Annotated in this window: 17 protein-coding genes; 3 read left to right on the forward strand and 14 right to left on the reverse strand. The window is 70.7% G+C overall.

Annotated features, from left to right (window positions below; all coding sequences use genetic code 11):
* Positions 1–112 precede the first annotated feature (112 nt).
* Positions 113–571, forward strand: coding sequence for an Lrp/AsnC family transcriptional regulator (locus C8E87_RS41630; RefSeq protein WP_133879276.1), 459 nt, complete (start codon positions 113–115; stop codon positions 569–571).
* On the opposite strand, the gene C8E87_RS41635 is transcribed toward C8E87_RS41630, so the two are convergent.
* A complete protein-coding gene (locus C8E87_RS41635; RefSeq protein ID WP_133878827.1) occupies positions 553–1158 on the reverse strand; it encodes a TetR/AcrR family transcriptional regulator in 606 nt (201 codons plus the stop codon). The two genes, C8E87_RS41630 and C8E87_RS41635, sit on opposite strands and share 19 nt — an antisense overlap.
* Positions 1159–1238: 80 nt before the next feature.
* Between C8E87_RS41635 and C8E87_RS41640 the strand changes: the two genes are divergently transcribed.
* Together C8E87_RS41640 and C8E87_RS41645 are read left to right on the forward strand one after the other, a co-directional pair.
* Complete coding sequence (locus C8E87_RS41640) at positions 1239–2366, forward strand: FAD-dependent oxidoreductase (RefSeq protein WP_133878828.1); 1128 nt, start codon at positions 1239–1241, stop codon at positions 2364–2366.
* A 78-nt stretch (positions 2367–2444) separates the two neighbouring features.
* Positions 2445–3050, forward strand: a complete 606-nt coding sequence (locus C8E87_RS41645) for a helix-turn-helix domain-containing protein (RefSeq protein ID WP_239080187.1) — start codon at positions 2445–2447, stop codon at positions 3048–3050.
* Positions 3051–3060: 10 nt separating this feature from the next.
* On the opposite strand, the gene C8E87_RS41650 is transcribed toward C8E87_RS41645, so the two are convergent.
* The 13 genes from C8E87_RS41650 to C8E87_RS41715 form a co-directional block, all read right to left on the reverse strand.
* Positions 3061–4080 (reverse strand): alpha/beta hydrolase, encoded by a 1020-nt coding sequence (locus C8E87_RS41650; RefSeq protein ID WP_133878829.1) that lies wholly within the window; start codon positions 4078–4080, stop codon positions 3061–3063.
* A gap of 247 nt (positions 4081–4327) precedes the next feature.
* Positions 4328–5326, reverse strand: a complete 999-nt coding sequence (locus tag C8E87_RS41655) for an LLM class flavin-dependent oxidoreductase (RefSeq protein WP_133878830.1) — start codon at positions 5324–5326, stop codon at positions 4328–4330.
* A complete protein-coding gene (locus C8E87_RS41660) occupies positions 5326–5640 on the reverse strand; it encodes a TIGR04076 family protein (protein ID WP_133878831.1) in 315 nt (104 codons plus the stop codon). The genes C8E87_RS41655 and C8E87_RS41660 overlap by 1 nt, the downstream gene beginning before the upstream one ends.
* A complete protein-coding gene (locus C8E87_RS41665; RefSeq protein ID WP_133878832.1) occupies positions 5637–6740 on the reverse strand; it encodes an NADPH:quinone oxidoreductase family protein in 1104 nt (367 codons plus the stop codon). The genes C8E87_RS41660 and C8E87_RS41665 overlap by 4 nt, the downstream gene beginning before the upstream one ends.
* Before the next feature lie 22 nt (positions 6741–6762).
* The gene (locus C8E87_RS41670; RefSeq protein ID WP_133878833.1) at positions 6763–7185 is read right to left on the reverse strand and encodes a nuclear transport factor 2 family protein; all 423 of its coding nucleotides are present in this window, start codon (positions 7183–7185) and stop codon (positions 6763–6765) included.
* Entirely contained in the window at positions 7182–8393 is a 1212-nt protein-coding gene (locus tag C8E87_RS41675; protein ID WP_133878834.1) for an amidohydrolase family protein, read from the reverse strand. The genes C8E87_RS41670 and C8E87_RS41675 overlap by 4 nt, the downstream gene beginning before the upstream one ends.
* Positions 8390–10036, reverse strand: a complete 1647-nt coding sequence (locus C8E87_RS41680) for a hydantoinase B/oxoprolinase family protein (protein WP_133878835.1) — start codon at positions 10034–10036, stop codon at positions 8390–8392. The genes C8E87_RS41675 and C8E87_RS41680 overlap by 4 nt, the downstream gene beginning before the upstream one ends.
* Positions 10029–11693, reverse strand: coding sequence for a hydantoinase B/oxoprolinase family protein (locus C8E87_RS41685; protein WP_133878836.1), 1665 nt, complete (start codon positions 11691–11693; stop codon positions 10029–10031). The genes C8E87_RS41680 and C8E87_RS41685 overlap by 8 nt, the downstream gene beginning before the upstream one ends.
* Entirely contained in the window at positions 11690–13729 is a 2040-nt protein-coding gene (locus C8E87_RS41690; RefSeq protein WP_133878837.1) for a hydantoinase/oxoprolinase family protein, read from the reverse strand. The genes C8E87_RS41685 and C8E87_RS41690 overlap by 4 nt, the downstream gene beginning before the upstream one ends.
* A 2-nt stretch (positions 13730–13731) precedes the next feature.
* Positions 13732–16023 (reverse strand): ABC transporter ATP-binding protein, encoded by a 2292-nt coding sequence (locus tag C8E87_RS46150; RefSeq protein WP_239080191.1) that lies wholly within the window; start codon positions 16021–16023, stop codon positions 13732–13734.
* Between the two features lie 2 nt (positions 16024–16025).
* On the reverse strand, positions 16026–16883 hold the full coding sequence (locus C8E87_RS41705) for an ABC transporter permease (RefSeq protein ID WP_133878838.1): 858 nt from the start codon (positions 16881–16883) through the stop codon (positions 16026–16028).
* Entirely contained in the window at positions 16883–17893 is a 1011-nt protein-coding gene (locus tag C8E87_RS41710; protein WP_133878839.1) for an ABC transporter permease, read from the reverse strand. The genes C8E87_RS41705 and C8E87_RS41710 overlap by 1 nt, the downstream gene beginning before the upstream one ends.
* Positions 17894–17897: 4 nt before the next feature.
* Entirely contained in the window at positions 17898–19529 is a 1632-nt protein-coding gene (locus C8E87_RS41715) for an ABC transporter substrate-binding protein (RefSeq protein ID WP_133878840.1), read from the reverse strand.
* Positions 19530–19695: the final 166 nt, after the last annotated feature.

The raw sequence follows: 19695 nt of genomic DNA on the forward strand, positions 1-19695 counted from the left end.
ATTTCTCCGCACACCCCCGGATCGGAATGCCGAACCAACGGTCCTGACCTCCGGAAACAACCGATCGGTGGCTAGATTGGGGTGATCACTTAACGTTCGGAAGGTGAGCGGGATGGACGCGATGGACTGGGCCCTGCTGCGCGAACTGCAGGACGACGCGCGGCTGTCCTTCAGCGAGCTGTCCCGGCGGGTGCACCTGTCGCCGCCGGCGGTGGCCGAGCGGGTGCGGCGGCTCGAGGAGACCGGGGTGATCCGCGGCTATCACGCCCACGTCGACCTGGCCAAGGCCGGGCGCACCGTGCTCGGCCTGATCCGGATGTCGTGCTACGGGCCGACCTGCGTGCTGCGTGACGACAAGGTGGCCACCTGGCCCGAGGTGCTCGAGATCAACCGGGTCACCGGGGACACCTGTTGCGTGCTCAAGGTGGCGGCCGTTTCGATGGAGGCGTTCGCCGAGGTCACCGACCGGCTCGGGTCGTACGGGACACCGTCCAGCACGATGATTCTGGCGACCCCGCTGGACTGGCAGCCCATCGCGCCGCCGCCCCGTCTTCAGAGCGACCGGCAATAGGTGTCACCGACCGGCAAGGGTGGCACCCATCCCCGCGTCAGGATGTCGAAGATCGCCTCGATGGCGGCGCGTGGGTCCGGCCGGCCGCGGACGAGGGCGGGAATTTCCAGGACGAATCGGGCAAGCGCCACGCAGGTGACGTCGTCGTGGTCCGCACCGCACTCCTCGGCCATGGCCGCGCTGAGGCTGTCGGCGTGCCGGGTCCACATGCGTTCGGCGTACGACCGCAGCGCCGGCGTGGCGTCGACCAGCGCGACGAACTCGGCCGCCTGGGGATGCTGCGCGAACGGGAGGTGGGCGCCCAGGAAGTGTTCGCGGAGCGCCCCGACGATGCCCTGGCCGCCCCGCCCGCGCACCGCGGCGATCAGCTGAGCCTCGTTGTCCCGCTCCTGGTCGAAGACCAGCGCCTCCTTGCCGGAGAAGTGTTTGAACAGCGTCGTGGTCGACACGTCGGCCGCGTCGGCAATCTCGCGCAGACTCACCCCGTCGTAACCGCGCTCGAGGAACAGGCGAAGGGCCGCGTCGGCAATCGCCTGCCGGGTGGCCGCCTTCTTGCGCTCCCGGCGGCCGACAGGTGTCTGGGTCATGACCCGAGTATAGGCCTCGGTGGCATAATGCAAAAAGTTTACTCGTTGCACTTTTGGATTCGTTCTGCTTTTCTTGAGGCATGACAGCAACCACCAGAGAAGCGCGGATCGACATCATCGGCGCCGGGCCCGGCGGGCTCACCTGCGCCCGCATCCTGCAACGACACGGCCTCACGGTCACCGTTCACGACCGCGACAGCGGCCCCGACACCCGCGACCAGGGCGGCAGCCTCGACCTGCGCGCCGACAGCGGCCAGCTCGCCCTGCGCGAGACCGGCCTCCTCGACGACTTCCTCCGGCTGTCCCGCCCGGAGGGCCAGGAGATGCGCATCCTGGGCACCGACGGCGAGCTGCGGGCGCACATCGTCCCGGAGGTGGGCGAACTGTTCAAACCCGAGATCGACCGCGGCCGGCTGCGTGACCTTCTGCTCGGTTCACTGTCGCCCGGCACCGTCCGGTGGGGTCAGGCGCTCACCCATGTCTGCGGGCCCTCCGGCGGCCCCCGCACCCTGCATTTCGCCGACGGCACCACCGTCGAGACGGACCTGGTCATCGGCGCCGACGGCGCGTTCTCCCGGGTCCGCCCGGCGATCTCCCCGGCCGTCCCGCAGTACACCGGCGTGACTTTCACCGAAGCCTGGTTCCACGCCGTGGACGACCGGCACACCAACCTGTCCACACTGGTCGGTCCGGGCAGTGCCACCGGAGCCGACGGCCGGCGCGCGCTGTGGGGCCAGCGCAACGGCGGTGATCACATCCGCGTCTACATCATCCGCAAGGTCCCGGCCGACTGGATCGCCGCCGCCGGCCTGCGGCCCGACGACACCGCCGGCATCCGTGCCCACCTGCTCGACGAGTTCGCCGGCTGGTCGCCCCGCATGCGGCAGATGATCAGCGACAACGACGGCCGGTACGTCGACCGGCCGATCTTCGCGCTCCCCGTCCCGCACGTCTGGGACCACGACCCCACCGTCACCCTGCTCGGCGACGCCGCCCACCTCATGCCCCCACTGGGCGTCGGCGTCAACCTCGCCATGCTCGACGCCGCCGAACTGGCGCTGGCGCTCGCCGGGTCCGCGACCATCGGCGAGGCCGTCCGCGCCTACGAGGACACCATGCTGCCGCGCTCCACCGAGACCGCCAAGATGCTCGAAGGCCGCGCCGAGGACCTGCTCAGCGACGACCTGCCGCCCGAGTTCGACTCCTGACAGCAGTCCCTTTCCCGGTGACCCAGCCGGGTTGACAGCCCATCGCGCGGCCGGGCGGTTTTTAGTAGCATCGAACGCGTGACCGAACCGCTCGAAGACACCTCGGCCGTGCAGGTCGGTCCGCGCATCCGCGAGTTCCGCAAGCAGCGCGGCATGACGTTGCGCAGCCTCGCCGCCCGTTCGGGGCTGTCCATCGGGTTTTTGTCGCAGGTCGAGCGGGGCATCTCGTCGATCGGGCTGACCGCGCTGGGCAGCGTGGCGACGGCTCTCGGCCACTCGGTTGCCGACTTCTTCGACGCGCCCGCCGCCGCCAGTGATCCCGACCCGGTCGTCGTGCCGATGCCGCGGCATTTCACGCTGACCCGTGCGGAAAACGCCGCCGTGCAATACGTGTCGGGGCAGCAGACCTATCGCATGCTGTCCGACCGTGGGGCCGGGCTGGTGCTCGAGCCCATGGTGGTGCACATCGCCCCGGGCGGGCGGCGTGAGGTGGCGTACGGGCATGCCGGCGAGGAATTCGCGTACGTGATCTCGGGCGAGCTGCTGTACGAGGTCGACGGGGTGGAGCACCGGCTGCACCCCGGCGACAGCGTGCACTTGCGCTCGACGGTGCCGCACAGCATGTACAACGACACCGAGGAGGTGACCACCGTCGTCTCGGTGGTCACCCCCCGGCTCTTCTAGCTCACCTTGTTCACGTACGTGAAATAACCGCGTCCATCGTCGCCTGCCAGATCGGCGAGGACGGGGTGATCACATCAAAGTGGTCACCCGGCAACTCCAGCAACGTGACACCCGACGCGGCGGCGAACCGGCGGTTGATGTCGACCAGGTCGAACCCGTCCCCGCTGCCCTGCACCAGCAGCGCCGGGGAGGCCAGCGGCAGCCGGGTCATCGGGTCGCTCGCCGCATAGACGTCGGGAACGTCGGCCGGGGCGCCGCCCAGCGCCGTGGTGATCGCACCCTCGCCCAGGAACCGGCGCTGCCCCTCGTACAGGTCGAGCACCCCCGCCAGCGACACCGCCAGCGTGAGACCCGGGTCGTCGGCCGCCAGGCGCAAGGCGAGCTGCCCACCGGCCGAATGCCCGAACACCACGATCGGGGCGCCCGGGTGGCGTTCGCGGGCCTTGGCCACGCCCTGCGCGATGTCAGCCGTGGTGGCCGCCCAGCCGTGCCGGTCGGGGCGGCGGTACTCCAGGTTCCAGCTCGTCCAGCCGCGGTCGGCCAGGTCGATGGCGAGCGCGTCCATCAGGTCGGCGGCCCAGATCGACCGCCAGAACCCACCGTGAATGAGGATCCCGACCGGCGCCACGGAGGGGGCGTCCGCCGCGCCGGTCGGGGTCCGTTCTTCGGCCCACTGCTCGGGATGTGAGCCGTAGGCAATCCGCCGGGCCGGGTGCCGGTGCCGGTGCACGGCGTGCCGGATGGCCCACACCAGCCCCCACACCCCGCGCCCGTGCAGGTGCCGGGGCGAGGCGGGCTCAGCGGCCACCGTCAAGTCGTAAAACACTGTGTTCGCGGGCTCGGTGGCCATCAACACCGGATCCGCCGGCACCACCACAGCCGGCCCGTCGTGCGCCCCCAGCTCGGCCACCGTCACCGCGTCGACGACCTTGAGTCCCGCCGCGAGTTCCCCAGCCGTGTCCTCGGCCAGCTTGATCAGTAGCTCGCGGTCGGCAACAAGCCCCGGCCCGAGCACAAGCAGAACATCCATCCGAAGGGCTCCTAACAACGATCATGACTGATGCTGGGGTTGACAAGGACCCGCCCTCCCTGGGGGGCCACCTCCACGCCGGTCATTGTGGTCGAGTTCGGGTGGCCGTGCGGGCCCCCTGTGCACAACTCCCAGCTGTGGACAACGGGCGAAAACTCAGCGAAATGTGTTACGGCAGCGGCACGACGCGAACGCCGCCCGGGACAACATGCGCCGCCGGAAAACCACGCGAGCTCCACCGACCGCGCTATCGGGACAGCAGCGGCAGAACCGACGAGCCCAGCAGTTCCACCCCCCGGTCGTCCGTGAGCCCGTGGGGCGTCCCGAACTCGACCCGCCGCACCCCCGCGTCGATCAAGAGCTGAGCCTGCGCGGCCACCTGCGCCGGCGTACCGGAAAAAGCGAACCGATCCAGCACCTCGTCCGGGATCAGCCGGCCCGCCTCGGCATCCCGCCCCGCCGCGACCAGCGCCCCCACCGAATCCACCAGACCGGGCGGCAGGACGACGGTGGGGTCGAGCGAGGCCACCACCGCCAAATACATCGCCACCTCCGTACGGGCTTTGGCCCGAGCCGCCTCCCCGTCGGCGTCGACGACCGTGACCGCGCCCAGCACGATGCCGATGTCGTCGACGGAACGCTCGGCCCGCGCGGCCCCCACCTCCAGCCGCGAACGGATCACCGGCACCATGTCGGGGTTGGCGCTCCCGCCGACCTTGATCTCGTCGGCGATCCGCCCGGCCAGCGCGGCTCCCTGTTCACCCCACGCCCCGATCAGCAGCGGCACGGCGGGCCGCGCCAGCGAGTACCGCAGCACGGTGTCCGCCGCGAGCGAGTGCAGGCGACCGGTGTAGGCGGAACGGTCGCCCCGCAGCAGCCGCGCCACCACCTCGGCCGTTTCCGCGAGGGCGGTCAGCGGCCGGGGCTGCGGCAACCCGACCGCCCCGAGCCACGTCCCGCGGGCCAGCCCCAAATACGCCCGCCCGTGCGAGGCCAGGTCAAGGGCCGTGATCTGACCCGCGATCTCGTACGGCGCCATCGAGTACGGGTTCAGGCAGGCCGGACCCAGCCGTACGCGGGTGGTTGCCCCGGCCATTTCGAGCAGCGGGAAGATCGGGGGCTGGTACATCAGGTCGCCGAACACGGTGAGCACGTCGAAGCCGGCGTCCTCGGCCGCGCGGGCCAGCCGAGCGTACGTGCCGGCCGGTTTGTCGCTCTGCAACCCCAACCCGATTTCCGTACGCATCAGGTCAGGTCCTCGGAGTTCATGGTTCGCCGGCAGGTGCGCTCGACCTTCATGACGAGCCGTTCCTCGGGGTCGGGGCAGATGAAGTGCGAGTCCTGCGCCAGCCAGTCGCCGGACGCCAGGTCACGCTGCTTGGCCGCGAGGAACGGCAGCACCGAGGCCAGCGCGTACACGCAGAAGTGTTTGCCCTCGGGGATGGTCAGGTGCGCGCTGTTGGTGAGGTCGAAGTGGTCGCCCACCGCCATGCCGCACACCGACCGGCCCTCGATCCGGTCGACGCTGACCCGCAGGTCGTAGATGTCCATCTCGCTCATGACGCCTCCTCGTTGAAGCCGAAGCCGAATGCCGCCGCCCCACCGAAGCCGGACGCCGCCCCCTCAAAGCCGGACGCCGCCCCACCGAAGCCGGACGCTGCCCCGTCAAAGCCGGACGCCGCCCCACCGAAGCCGGACGCCGCCCCGCCGACCCGTACGACGACCTTTCCGGTGGTACGCCGGGCGGCCAGGTCGGAGAGTGCGGCCGGCGCCTCGTCCAGCGGCACGACCCGGGTGACCGGCGGTCGCAGCTCACCAGCCGCGCACCGGCGGAACAGTTCGTCGTAGGCGGCCCGCACCTCGGCCGGGCGGGCCCACGGGTACCGCGATCCCCATGAGACGCCGATCAGGTCGGCGTTGCGGGCGATCAGCCGGGCCGGGTCGACCGGCGGCGGTGGCCCGGCCGCCATACCGACGCTGACCAGCCGCCCCTCGAACGCCAGGCAGTCCAGCGAGCGGCTGAGCAGGTCACCGCCCACCGGGTCGATGACGACGTCGGCTTGGCAGACGAAATCGTCGTAACTCCAGGCCTCGGCAGCGCCCTGAGAGAGGCAGATGTCCCTTTTATCCCGGGAGCCGGCCGTGGCGACGACCCGAGCGCCCCGCGCCACCGCCAACTGGATCGTCGCGATGCCGACCCCGCCCGCCCCGGCGTGCACCAGCACGGTCTCGCCCGCCCGCAGCCGCGCCCTTTCCAGGGCGAACCACGCGGTCTGGTACGTCACCGGCAGCGCCGCCGCCGTGATCGGGTCCACGTCGGACGGCCGGGGCACGATCAGGCCGGCGTCGATGGTCACGGTGTCGCCCAGCGCGCCGTGCGGCAACGCCGGGCAGGCCACCACCTCCCGCCCGAGCCACTCGTCGGCGCTGGCGCCGGCCGCCACCACCCGCCCCGAGCACTCGACACCTGGCGTCATCGGCGGCTCGGGCCGTACGGGGTAGTCGCCCCGGCACAGCGACACGTCGAGGAAGTTCAGGCCGACGGCGTGCACCGTGAGCCGCACCTGCCCCGGCCCGGGCGGCGGGTCGTCCGGCAGGGAGGCGAGCCGCAGCACATCCCGCGGCTCCCCCGCCGAGGTGGCGACGAGTCGACGGATCATGCGCGCATCACTACGCCGTACGTCATGACGACTCCTGGGAGGTGAACGCGGGCCGGACGAGTTCGGAGTGGTGGTGCACGATCCGCCAGTTCCCGTCGACGCGGCGCAGCACGTCGGTGACCCGGGAGTGCTGTTCCGCGCCGCTGCTCGCGTCCTCGGTCACCAGCACGTAGCGGGCCACCCCGACATCGCCCCAGACGTCGATCCGCTTGTCCACCGCGGCCATCCGGGACAGCACGGGCCGCTCCCCCGCCGAGTCCCGGATGTCGCGATAGTCGTCCAGCTCGCGCCGCGTGCGCAGCGGGCCGGGTAGGTGCGTCTCCCAGGTGGTGACGTCCTCGTGCAGGTGCGAGTCGAAACGCGCTCGGTCGCCGGCCAGGAAGGCCGCGTACATGTCGTCGATTCCGGCCGCGATGGCCGCGGCCCCGATCTCCGCGAAGCTCATCGCTGGTCCTCCCGCGTCACGACGCCGCCCTTCATGACGAACCACACGCCCCGGAAGGCGGAGGTGTCGTCGAGGGGATCGGCGTCCATGGCGATCATGTCTGCGTACTTGCCTGCCTCGATCGTGCCGAGGTCGTTGTCGAGGCCGAGCCAGCGGATCGGGCCGCGGGTGCCCGCGTGCAGCGCCCGCTCCGGCCCGAGGTGCTCGGCCAGGTTCTCCAGCTCCCGTACGGTGGCGTTGGTGCCCTCGAAGGCCCAGAACGGGGGCATGTCGCTGCCGAGCAGGATCTCCACCCCGGCTTCCAGGGCCATCGTGAAGCTTTCGATGTGGCGGGGGCCGGCGCCGAGCGAGCGGCACTGCATCCATTCCGGCACGCCCAGCTCGTCGAAGAACTCCTTGCACCGGGTGACCAGCAACGTCGGCACGAGCGCGGTGCCCTTGGCCGCCATCTGCCGGGCCACCTCGGGGGTCAGCTGGTAACCGTGCTCGACGCAGTCCAGCCCCAGCTCGACGGCGGCCGCGATGACCTCGGCCGGGCCCGCGTGCGCGGTGACCTTGCGGCCCCAGGCGTGCGCGGTCTCGATCACGGCGGCCATCTCGTCGGCGAACAGCTGCGGCGTCGCGATGCCCTCGTGCTCCCCGGCGATGCCACCCGAGATCATCACCTTGATGAGGTCGGCGCCGGCCTTGATCTGGCTGCGGACCCCGTGCCGGAACCCGACCGGCCCGTCGCACTCCATGGTGTCGCCGCTCTCGTGGCCGTGCCCGCCGGTGCAGACCAGCGCGCGCCCGGCCGTGTACATGCGCGGCCCGGCCGCCCGTCCGGCGTTGATGGCCCGGCGCAGCGCGAAGTCGGCGTGGTCCTTCTCGGCCACGTTGCGCACGGTGGTGACGCCGCAGTCCAGGGTGCGGCGGGCGCCGTCGGCCATGTAGAGGGCCAGGTCGTGGGGCCCCATGTCCTTGACCGCGTTGCCGCCGCTGCCGGGCAGCGACAGCGAGAAGTGGGTGTGCATGTTGGCCAGCCCAGGCGTCACGAAGGCGCCGTTCAGATCCCGTTCGACGACTGGTCCCGCCGCTCGGGCCTGAGAGGCGATTTCGGAGTACGGGCCCGCGGCCGCGATCCGGTCGCCGGTGACCCAGATGCCGGCGTCCTTGACGGGATGCGCCCGCGCGTCCACCACGGTGCAGTTGCCGAGCAGCTGATTCATGCGTTCACCCCGTACACCTCGCGGGCCGCCCCGGGTGAGACGTAGCCCTCCTGAACGTCGTGCCGCACCGCGCCCGGGTCGCGCAGCGCCGGGTCGCCGTGCCCGCCACCGCCGGCGGTGAGCAGCGTGACCCGGTCACCGGCCCGTACGGGGGTGCGTTTGGTGCTGACGCGCTTCTCGCGGCCGGTGCCGGGGAACACGACAACCTGGTTGGGTTCGGGTTGCCGGCCGCCGTCGAGCGCCCACGGCGCGCTTTTCGTCTTCTTGATTACCGACAGGAACTCGCCGTCGGTCACGAACCGGATGTCCCGCCGCAGGCCGCAGCCCCCGCGGAATCTGCCGGCGCCGCCCGAGTCCGTACGGATCTCGACGCGTTCGAAGAACATGCCGGTCCTCGCCTCGAGCACCTCGACCGGCGTGTTGCGGGCCTGGGTCTGGCACAGGTGGTTGGCCGGGCCGATGCCGTCATGGTCGGGCGTGCCGCCCCAGCCGACCGGGTCGTTGTTGCTGACCGCGAACATCGAACCGGTGTCGGGGTGGACGCCGACCATCATGAACCCGGGCACGTCCCCGCCGCTGCTGGCGGGCAGCCGGTCCGGCATCCCCTGGGCCAGGGCCTTGTAGATCAGTTCGAGGGCCACCGTGCCGGTCCACTGCGTGAAAGTGGCGGCCGGATAGACGGCGTGGAACAGGGTTCCCGGCTCGGCCTCGACCCGCAGCGGGGCGAAGTGGCCGGCGTTGGTCTGCTCGCCGGGGGTGGTGACGGCCTTGAACGCGACCCGGCAGGTGGCGATGGTCGAGCCCAGCGGCAGGTTGACCGGGCCGGGCACGGCGGGCGAGGAGCCGGCGAAGTCGACGGTGAACGTTCCGTCGGCGATGGTCACCGTGCAGCGCATGAGGATCGGGTCCTCGGTGACGCCGTCGTCGTCGAGCCAGTCCTCGGCCGTCCAGCTGCCCTGCGGCAGCCTCGCCACTGCCTCCGCGGCCGATTCCTCGGCGGCACGGACAAAGCGGTCGACCGCGTCATCCACCACCGGCCGGGTGTAGCGGTCGAAGAGCTCGGCGACTCGCCGCTCCCCCGTACGCAGAGCGGCGATCTGGGCGTTCAGGTCGCCGAGCACCAGCGCCGGCATCCGGGAGTTGAAGCGGATCAGCTCCAGGATGTCCCGCACCGGCTCACCGCGCGAATACACCTTCGTGCCGGGAAATATCAGGCCTTCTTGGTGCATGTCGGTGGAGTCGAGCACGTACCCGGGGTCCTTGGCGCCCAGGTCCATCCAGTGGGCCCGGATGCACAGGTACGCCACCAGCTCGCCCCGCACGAACACGGGCGCGAACATCGTCGCGTCGTACGAGTGCGCCGCGTTCCAGTACGGGTAGTTGAGCAGGACGATGTCGCCCTCCTCCAAGGACTCGACGTACTCGACGCCTCTGCGGATCGAGTAGTCGTTGGCCCCCAGGAACCGTGACAGCCCGGTGGACTCGGCGACCAGGCGCAACGACCGGTCGTAGACGGAGATCCCGAAGTCGTGCACCTCGTAGATGACGGGGTTGAAGGCCGTCCGCACCAGCGCCGCCCGCATCTCCTCGGCCGCCGACACGAGGTGGTTGCGCACGACCTCGACGGTGGCACCGTCAGTCATCGAGCGTCACCCCGTAGACGTCACGGGCCGCTTCCGCCGACACATAGCCCTCGGCGACGTCCCGCTTCACCAGCGCGGGGTCCCGATCGGCGGGGAGCCCGTGACCACCGCCGCCCGCGGTGAGCAGCGTGACCCGGTCGCCCGGCGTCACGGTCAGGCGCTTGGTGCTGATCCGCTGCTCGCGGTCGGTGCCGGGGAACGCGACGACCTGGTTGGGATCGGGGCGCAGGCCGCCGCCGAGCGCCCACGGCTGGGTCTTGGTCTTCTTGATGACCATGAGGAACTCGCCGGGAGTGACGAACTTGATGTCCCGGCGCAGGCCGCTGCCGCCGCGGAACTTGCCGGCGCCGCCCGAGTCGGTGCGGATCTCGACCCGCTCCATGAACATCCCCGTACGGGCCTCCATCACCTCGATCGGGGTGCCGCGCCCGGTGCTGCCGCTGACGTGGGTGGCCGCGTCCATGCCGTCGTGGTCGGCCGTGCCGCCCCAGCCGACCAGCTCGTTGTTGCTGACCGCGAACATGGCGCCGGTGTCGGGATGGACGCCGACCATCATGAACCCGGGCACGTCGCCGCCGCTGCTGGCCGGCAACAGTTCCGGCATGCCCTGGGCCAGCGCCTTGAGGATCAGCTCGAACGCGACGATGCCGGTCCACAGCGTGAACGTGGGCTGCGGGTAGACCGCGTGGAACAGCGTGCCCGGCTCGGCCCGCACCTCCAGCGGCGCGACCGTGCCCGCGTTGGAGGGCTCGTGCGGCGACGTCAGCGACTTGAGGATGACCTTGCAGATGGCCTCGGTGGCGCCGAACGGCATGTTGATCGGGCCGCGGACGGCCGGGGACGAGCCGGCGAAGTCGACCCGGAACGTCCCGTCGGCGATGGTGACGGTGACCCGCATCTTGACCGGCTCGTCGGTGATGCCGTCGTCGTCCAGGTAGTCCTCGGCGCTCCACGTGCCCTGTGGCAGCGCGGCCAGAGCCGACCTCGTACGGGCCTCACCGTCGGCGATGATCTGGTCGATCGCGGCCAGCACGGTCTCGCGGCCGAACTTGGCATAGATCTCCAGCAGGCGGCGCTCGCCCGTACGGATGGCCGAGATCTGCGCGTGCAGGTCGCCGAGGATCGCGTCGGGCATGCGGGAGTTGAACCGCAGCAGCTCGTGGACGTCGTGCACCGGCTCGCCCCGGGACACGACCTTCGTGCCGGGGAAGATCAAGCCCTCCTGGTGCATGTCGGTGGAGTCGAGCACGTACCCGGGGTCCTTGGCGCCCAGGTCCATCCAGTGCGCCCGGATGCACAGGAAGCCGATCAGGGTCTCGCCGTCGAACACCGGCGCGAACAGCGTGGCGTCGGAGGCGTGCGCGGCGTTCCAGTACGGGTAGTTGAGCAGCACCACGTCGCCCGGGTGCAGGTTCTCGACCCCCACGTACTCGACGCCCTTGCGCAACGAGTAGTCGTTGGCCCCCAGGAACGAGGTGAGCCCGGTGGCCTCGGCGACCGGGCGCATCCGGGCGTCGTACAGGGAAAGGCCGAAGTCGTGCACCTCGTAGATGACCGGGTTGAACGACGTACGGATGAGGGTGGCCCGCATCTCCTCGGCCGCGGACAGCAGATAGCTGCGCACGACCTCGACACGCGCTCCGTCCAATTCGGTCATCGCGAAGCCTCCTCGGCGAGCGTCACGCGCAGGTAGCCGTGCTCGTCGACGGTCACGTTCTGGCCGCTCGGGACGACCGTGGTGGACGTGCCCTCGTCGATCAGGGCGGGACCGGCGAAACCGTTGCCGGCCCTCAGATCGGCGCGGTCGTAGACGGCGAACGGCACGACGGCTCGCGTGCCGAAGTCAAAGGCTTCCCGATGCGTACGGGGTGTGGCAGCGCCGCCGGGCTCGACGAGCGGGAGCTCCGGCCGTGACGTGCGCCCGATCCCGCGTACGCGCAAATTGAGGATCTGCAACGCGTTGCTCATCGTGTGGCCGTAGCGGGCGTGGTGCAGCTCGTCGAAGGCCTTCCGCACGGCATCGGCGTCCAGCGTGGAACCGACCGTGACCATCAGGCTGTGCTCCTGGCCCAGGTAGCGCAGCTCGAACTGCCGCTCCAGCACGCCCTCGCCGTCGGGCACGCCCTGCGCGGCCAGGGAAGCGAGCGCCTCGGCCTCCGTCTCGGAGAACAGCGGCTCCAGCTGGGCGAGGTCGGCGCCGTCCAGCGTGGTCATCACCGTACGGGAGAAGTCGTTGACGATGTCGGCGCTGAGCATGCCCCACGCCGAGAAACCCGACGGCGCGAACGGCACCAGCACCTCGCCGATGCCCATCTCGCGGGCCAGCAACGGCGCCAGCAGCGGACCCGCGCCACCGAACGCGAGCAGCGAGAACACTCGCGGGTCGTGGCCGCGTTCGACGGTGATCTGGCGGACCGCGCCGACCGTCCTGGCCAGCAGCACGTCGAAGATGCCGGCCGCGGCGTCGGCCACCGGCAGGTTCAGCGGCTCGGCCAGCTGCTCCCGGATCGCGTCGCGGGCGGCCTCGTCGGCCAGCCCCATCGTTCCGGCGAGGAAGCGTTCCGGGTCGACGAAACCGAGCACCACGGCGGCGTCGGTGACGGTCGGCTGGGTGCCGCCACGGCCGTAGCAGACCGGCCCCGGGGCGGCGCCGGCGCTCTGCGGGCCCACCTTGAGCAGCCCGCGGTCCAGCCACGCGATCGAGCCGCCGCCCGCGCCGATCGTGCGGATGTCGTACGTGGGGATCAGCAGCGGGAAATGCTCGAGCTGAGCCTCGTACGCGGCGACCGGGTTGCCCTTCTCGATCACACAGGCGTCGAGCGAGGTGCCGCCGATGTCGAACGTCAGCATGTTGTCGCGGCCCAGCTCGGCGGCCAGGTAAGCGGCGCCCACGATGCCGCCCGCCGGCCCGGAGAGCACAGTGTGGGTCGGTGACGTCTTGGCCACGGTTCCGGTCATCGAGCCGCCACCCGACCGCATGATCAGGAACCGCCCGGCGAAGCCCCGGTCGGTCAGGCCCTTCTCCAGCTCGTCGACGTACCGCTCGAAGATCGGCCGGATGTACGCCTCGAGCACGGTGGTGCTGGTCCGCTCGTACTCGCGGTACTCGCGCACGATGTCGGTCGACAGCGACAGGCTCACCCCGGGATGGGCCTCGCGGATGATCCGGGCCGCCTCCCGCTCGTGGGCGGGGTCGAGGAACGAGTGCAGGAAGCAGATCGCGATCGACGTGACGCCCTGGTTCTCGACCAGCTCCCGCGCGGCGGCCCGCACGCTGTCCGGGTCCAGCTCGTCGACGACGTTGCCCTTGTAGTCGAGGCGCCCCGTGACCCCCGCGGTGAACCTGCGCTGGACAAGGCTTTCCGGGCGCTGGTAACGGAAGTCGTACATGTGCGCGGTCGGCACGTTGCCCCGGCCGATCAGGAAGATGTCGCGGAAGCCGTCGTTGGTGATGATCCCGGTGTTGCCGCCGCGCCGCTCCAGCACGGCGTTGAGGCCGAGCGTGGTGCCGTGGATGAACAGTTCCACCTCACTGAGGTCGGTGCCGAGCGCGGCGATCGCGTTCAGCACCCCCTCGGCCGGGTGGGCGGGAGTGGTGGAGGCCTTGCGGAAGCGGACCTTACCCGTACGGGTGTCGAGCTCCATGGCGTCGACGAAGGTGCCGCCGATGTCCACGGCCAGCCGGATGCTCATGCTCAGCTCTTTTCGATCAGGGCGGGAAGCTCGGGCACACGCCAGCAGGCGGCCCGGCTCACGCCGTACGGCTGAAGGGTCTGTTCCTGCGACCGGCAGGTGTCGGTGACGAACGGGCAGCGGGCCGCCAGCGGGCAACCAGCGGCGGCGTCCGCCTCGTCCAGGTCCTTGACCAGTTCGACGTCGGCCGCCCGGGTCTCACCGAGCCGCGGCGCGCTGCCGAGCAAAGCGCGGGTGTACGGGTGCTTGGGCCGGTCGAAGACCTCGTCCACCGGACCTTCCTCGACGACACGCCCGAGGTAGAGCACCACGACCCGATCGGCGAACCCGCGCACCGTGGCGAGGTCGTGCGAGATGAACACCGACCCGTGCCCCGCGTCGGCCGCCACATTCGCGATGACATCGAGGATCTGCGCCTGCACGGTGACGTCGAGCGCACTGGTCGGCTCGTCGAAAACAATCAGGTCAGGCTCCCCCACAAGCGCCCGCGCAATCCCGGCGCGCTGCGCTTGCCCACCCGAGAGCTCATGCGGGTAACGCTGGAGAATCGAGCCGTCGAGCTCCATCCGCCCGAGCGCCGCCTCGACCTTCCTCGCGCGCTCGGCCGTGGGGACCTTGGCCGCACGCAACGGCTCGGCGATGGAGTCGGCCACCGTACGCCGGGGGCTCAATGAGCCGATCGGGTCCTGGAACACCATCTGAGCCCGGGTCCGCTCGGCGCGGCTCAGCTTCCTGACATCCTTGCCGGCGACCGTGACGGACCCTTCCGACGGCTCAACCAGCCCCATGATGAGCTTGGCCAGGGTGCTCTTGCCGCAGCCGCTCTCCCCGACAACGCCGAGCGTCTCGCCGGCCTTGAGTTCCAGACTGACCCCCCGCAGCGCGTGGTGCCCGCCCGAGCCGAACCGGCTGCGATAGACGACGTGGGCATCCGCGACGCGCAGAACGACCCGCCCGCCCTCGGCAGCACCGGTCTCGCCCGCGGCCCCCGGCCCTGGACCGTCCACCCGCAGATCCGGCTCGACGCCGTCGAGCGCGGTCCCCGCGCCCGGACCGGTCCTCCCTACGGCTTCGCCGCCTGAACCGGCCTCCGCAACTGCCCGGCTGTCCGAGCCGGCCTCTCCAACTGCCGCACTGCCAGAACCCGGCTCCTCGATTTCCTTCCGGACCGGCCCTCCGTCCCCAACTGCCCCCGCACCCGATTTTTCGCCATACAGCCGACTGAGTGGGCCTGGACTTGCGGGGCGGAGGGTCGCATCCCCGCGAGCAATCCCCGCCTCCACCGCGCCACTATCCGGTTTATCGCCATAAAGGCTCACGACGGGCGTCCGCGGCGGGAAGAGTGGGCCCTCCTGCGGGTGGTAGCACGCCAGGGACCAGCCTTCGGCGAGCGGTGACAGTTCGGGGCGGGTAGTGCGGCACGAGTCCGTCGCGTGGGCGCAGCGTGGCGCGAACGGGCAGTCGTGCGGGGCGGCCGTCATCAACGGCATGCCGCCAGGAGTGGGGACCACGCGACCGCCGCCCACGTCGGGGACTGAGCGGAGCAGGGCGCGTGTGTAGGGGTGTGCCGGCGTGCGTAGGACTCGGGAGGCTGGGCCCGACTCGACGACCGTGCCGGCGTAGAGGACCACCACGCGGTCGCAGACCTCGGCGATCGAGGCCAGGTCGTGGCTGATGAGCAGGACGCCGCGACCGTCGGTGTCGGCGGCGTGGCGGAACTGGTGGAGGATTTCGCGGGTCAGGGTGACGTCGAGGCCGGTGGTGGGTTCGTCCGCGATCAGCAGGCCGGGGGCGCAACCGGTGGCCAGGCTGATCATCACGCGCTGGGCCATGCCGCCCGACAACTCGTGGGGGTAGGCCTCCAGACGCCGTACGGGGTTGCGGATGCCCACGGCCGCGAACAGTTCCTTGGCGGTCTCGCGGGCGCGGTCGCCGGTCATGTTCTGGTGGGTGGCCAGGCGGTCGATCAGCTGGCGCCCCACCGTACGGGTAGGGCTGAGCGCGCCACGAGGGTTCTGGAAGCAGATCGCCGCGCCGCGGCCGCGGTGGTGGGCCAGGGCCGCCCGGTCCATGCGGAGCACGTCGTCGCCGTCGAAGCCGACGCGGCCGGTGGCGTGGGAGCCCGAGGGCAGCATGCCGACGACGGCCCGCGCGACCATGCTCTTGCCGCCACCGCTCTCCCCCACCAGGCCGACCACTTCGCCTCCCGCGACCGTGAAGCTCACGTCGCTGAGCGCCGCGACCTGGCGTCCGGGCCGCCGGATGACGACCGACAGGTTCTCGATGTCGAGCATGGTCACCGCCTCTTCGCGTCGGCACGTTCCTGCAGGCCTTCGCCGAGCAGGCTGAAGCCGAGGACGCAGACGAGCAGGGCCAGGCCGGGCGGCACCGAGGTCCACCAGCGGCCGGCCACGACGTCCGACGTGCCGAGGCTGATCATGGAGCCCCACTCGGCGGTGGGCACCGTGACGCCCAGGCCGAGGAAGGACAGGCCGGCCAGGGTGAGCATGGCCCAGCCGCAGTTGAGAGGCGCGATCACCCGTACGGGCGTCAGGCTGTTGGGCAGCAGATGGCGCCACATGATGCCGAGCGTGGACGCGCCGGACGTCTTGGCCGCGTCGATGTACTGCATCTCCCGCAGGGAGCGCACCTCGGCCCGCACCAGCCGGGCGTACGCGGGGGCGTTGACCGCGGCGATCGTGACGACCAGGTTGACGAACCCGCCGCCGAGCAGCGCGCTGACCGCGAGGGCCAGGATGAACGTGGGGAACGCCTGGAAGATGTCGACGATGCGCATGAGCACGTCGTCGACCCAGCCGCCCAGGTAGCCGGCGAGCAGGCCGAGCAGGGTGCCGACGACCACGGCGAGGGCCACCGCGAGCACGGCGATGCCCAGGTCGAGGCGGGCCGCGTGCAGCACCCGGCTCCACACGTCCATGCCGTTGCCGTCGGCGCCGAGCAGATGTCCCCCGCCGGGCGCGGCGAGGGTCCCGTCCGGGTCGATCTCGGTCGGGCCCCACGACGTCAGCACCGGAGCCAGCAGCGCGGCCAGGGCGGCGACCGCCAGGATCGCGCCGCCGGCCCAGACGAGGCTGCGGGCGAACCGGCCGTCCTTGTCACCGGAGACGACCGGTGTCATCTCGATCGCGGCCATCAGATTTTCACTCTCGGGTCGAGCCAGGCGTGCACGACGTCGGCGATGAGGAAGACCAGGACATAGGCGAAGGCGATGATCAGCACGGACGCCTGCACGACCGGGTAGTCGCGGTAGAGCAGCCCGCGCAGCGCCCACTGGCCGAAGCCCTGCCACGAGAAGACGTACTCGACCAGCACCGTCGAACCGAGCGCGGTGCCGAAGACCAGCGCGGCCAGCGACGGCAGCCGCACCAGGGTGGCCCGCCGCAGATAACCGCGCAGCAGGGTGCGCTCCGGCAGTCCGTGGGCGGCCGCGGCGGCGTACGCCTCGCTGCGCAGCACCTCGAGGGCCGAGGCCCGCACGCTTCGCAGCAGCGGCGCCAGGACGCCGATGACCAGGGTGAGCACCGGCAGCACGAGGTGCGCGGCGGCCGACGAGACGGCCGGCCCGTTCCCGGTGATCAGCGCGTCGATCAGGTCGGCCCCGGTCAGCGGGGTGAGGTCGGTGTCCGGGTCGACGCGGCCGCTGGGCGCCGGGAACCAGCCCAGCGCCGCGTAACCGGCCAGGATCAGCACCAGGCCCAGCCAGAACTCGGGCACGGAGTTGCCGAGCAGGGCGAAGATCCGTACGGAATGATCGCCGAACCGGTCGGCCCGGCGCGCCGACCAGATCCCGAGCCGGACGGCCAGCAGCACGGCGATCGTGACCGCGAGGAACACCAGCTCGAGCGTGGGCCCCAGACGCAGCGCCATCTCGCCGGTGACCGGGGCGCCGCTCTGGATCGAGGTGCCGAAATCGCCGCTGACCAGGCCCCCGAGGTAGTCCAGGAACTGCTTCCAGAGCGGCTGGTCGAGGCCGAAGCGGGCACGTGCGGCGTCCGCGTCGGCCTCGGTCGCGTTGGGCCCGAGGATGCTGCGGATCGGGTCGCCGGGCAGCACCCGTACCAGCAGGAAGGTCAGCACGACCACCCCGAGCAGGACCGGGATCAGCTGGAGCAGCCGGCGACCGACGAAACGCAGAATACGCACGAGGTCAGGCCGATGCGCTCAGGTAGCGGAGACGCGCCAGGCCGTCCATCGGTTGCACCCAGCCCGCCACCTTCTCCCGTACGGGCAGGTTGAAGTTGGGCTGGCAGATGACGACCCACGGCACGTCGGCGGCGAGGATCGACTGCACCTGCGTCCAGAGCTGCCGGCGTGCCGTCTCGTCGACGGTGGTGTGCGCCTTGGTGTAGATCTGCTCGATCTCCGGGTTGGTGTAGTTCGAGTAGTTGAGCGCGGCGCCCTTGACGAAGCTCGTGGCCAGCATGTACTCGACGTCGTTGACCCAGAGCTGACCCGTGGTGATCTGCAGCGGAATGCTCTTGCGGGTGCGCCGCTCGCCGAGCGTGGCCGGGTCGAGCGGGGTCAGCTTGAGCGTGATCCCGGCCTTGGCCGCCTCGGCCTGCACCTGCACCGCGATCTTCTGCTGCTCGGCGTTGTCGGCCTCGAACACCAGCTCCGAGCTGACCGCCGTCTTGCCCGACGCCGCCAGGGCCTGCTTGGCCTTGTCGAGGTCATAGGTGTACGGGTATCCGCTCTCGGAGTAACCCGGCATGTCCAGCGGCACGAGGCTCTTGGTGGGCCGCGCGTCGCCGCCGTACACGTTCTTGACGATCTGCTCGTACGGGACGGCGTACGCGAGGGCCTTGCGCACGTTGACGTCGTCGAACGGCGCCGTGGTGACCGACATCTGGATGGCGACCTGGTTGTTGCTGGCCGCCGAGAGCACCTTGACGCCCTCGGCCTTCTTGAGGTCCTGCAGGTCCTGGCCGGTGATGCCGAGCGCGATGTCGATGTCGCCGGCCTGCAGCTGCAGCCGCTGGTTGGCCGCGGCGGGCACGACCGACAGCCGGATCGTCGAGGTCTTGGCGCCGTCGGGGCCGGGGTAGCCGGTGTTGGCGCTGAGCTCGATCTCCTGGCCCTGGTTGGCCTTGGTGACGTTGAAGTAGCCGCCGGTCGGGGCGTTCTTGGCGAACCACTCCTTGGCCCACGGGTCGGCCTCGGTGGCGTGTTTCTTGGCCTCGGCCGAGTCGAAGACGTACAGCGAGATGGCCTGGATCTGGCGGGTCAGGGCGCTCGGGAACTCCTGGCGGAACTCGACGGTGTAGTCGTCGACGACCACGACCTGCTCGGGTTTGGTGAGGCCGATCGTGCGGTAGACGCCGGCCACATTGGCCTGGGCGGCGAACGCGCGGTCCTTGGACCACTTGACGTCGGCCGCCTTCATCTCGTTGCCACTGGCGAACTTGACGCCCTTGCGCAGCTTGAGCGTCCACACCTTCTGGGTGGCGTCCGGCTCGAACGACTCGGCGAAGGTGGGGGTGATGTTCGCGGTGTCGAGGATCTGGCTGTCCCCTGCCGAGGTGACCCCGTAATCGATCATGTACGGGTACACGTTCTTGAACAGCATCAGCGCGGTGAGGTCGAAGCCGACGAAGTCCTGGTCCCAGCTGGACAGGTAGCTCGAGACGGCGATGCGCAGCGTGCCGGCGGCGGGACCGGCCGAGGCGCCCGCGTCCGGGTTGTCCTTGCTGCCGGCGGCGCACGCGCCGGTCGTCATCAGAAGCGCCACGCTGCCACCGAGCTGGAGCAGGCCGCGACGGGAGATGTTTGGCGGAGCCATGGGTGGTCCTCCTAGAGCCGAACGGCTGGCGACCCCCACAAGGGCCGTGAACGGAGTTCTACCGGATAACGTGAGAGTGAACAAGAGGCCGACTGTTGTTCACAGCCAGACCGCAACCATCGACGTGAAGGCCCAGCCGAACAGCCGATTACCGGCGTCGGAGAAG

It is taken from the genome of Paractinoplanes brasiliensis, assembly GCF_004362215.1.
Classification (GTDB): domain Bacteria; phylum Actinomycetota; class Actinomycetes; order Mycobacteriales; family Micromonosporaceae; genus Actinoplanes; species Actinoplanes brasiliensis.

Excerpts from the sequence above, each read along its gene's own strand:
- C8E87_RS41630 (WP_133879276.1), top strand. The coding sequence starts at position 113 with ATGGACGCGATGGACTGGGCCCTGCTGCGCGAACTGCAGGACGACGCG.
- C8E87_RS41685 (WP_133878836.1), bottom strand. The coding sequence starts at position 11,693 with ATGACCGAATTGGACGGAGCGCGTGTCGAGGTCGTGCGCAGCTATCTG.
- C8E87_RS41640 (WP_133878828.1), top strand. The coding sequence starts at position 1,239 with ATGACAGCAACCACCAGAGAAGCGCGGATCGACATCATCGGCGCCGGG.
- C8E87_RS41690 (WP_133878837.1), bottom strand. The coding sequence starts at position 13,729 with ATGAGCATCCGGCTGGCCGTGGACATCGGCGGCACCTTCGTCGACGCC.
- C8E87_RS41650 (WP_133878829.1), bottom strand. The coding sequence starts at position 4,080 with ATGGATGTTCTGCTTGTGCTCGGGCCGGGGCTTGTTGCCGACCGCGAG.
- C8E87_RS41635 (WP_133878827.1), bottom strand. The coding sequence starts at position 1,158 with ATGACCCAGACACCTGTCGGCCGCCGGGAGCGCAAGAAGGCGGCCACC.
- C8E87_RS41715 (WP_133878840.1), bottom strand. The coding sequence starts at position 19,529 with ATGGCTCCGCCAAACATCTCCCGTCGCGGCCTGCTCCAGCTCGGTGGC.
- C8E87_RS46150 (WP_239080191.1), bottom strand. The coding sequence starts at position 16,023 with ATGCTCGACATCGAGAACCTGTCGGTCGTCATCCGGCGGCCCGGACGC.
- C8E87_RS41675 (WP_133878834.1), bottom strand. The coding sequence starts at position 8,393 with ATGAATCAGCTGCTCGGCAACTGCACCGTGGTGGACGCGCGGGCGCAT.
- C8E87_RS41660 (WP_133878831.1), bottom strand. The coding sequence starts at position 5,640 with ATGAGCGAGATGGACATCTACGACCTGCGGGTCAGCGTCGACCGGATC.
- C8E87_RS41670 (WP_133878833.1), bottom strand. The coding sequence starts at position 7,185 with ATGAGCTTCGCGGAGATCGGGGCCGCGGCCATCGCGGCCGGAATCGAC.
- C8E87_RS41705 (WP_133878838.1), bottom strand. The coding sequence starts at position 16,883 with ATGGCCGCGATCGAGATGACACCGGTCGTCTCCGGTGACAAGGACGGC.
- C8E87_RS41680 (WP_133878835.1), bottom strand. The coding sequence starts at position 10,036 with ATGACTGACGGTGCCACCGTCGAGGTCGTGCGCAACCACCTCGTGTCG.
- C8E87_RS41655 (WP_133878830.1), bottom strand. The coding sequence starts at position 5,326 with ATGCGTACGGAAATCGGGTTGGGGTTGCAGAGCGACAAACCGGCCGGC.
- C8E87_RS41665 (WP_133878832.1), bottom strand. The coding sequence starts at position 6,740 with ATGATCCGTCGACTCGTCGCCACCTCGGCGGGGGAGCCGCGGGATGTG.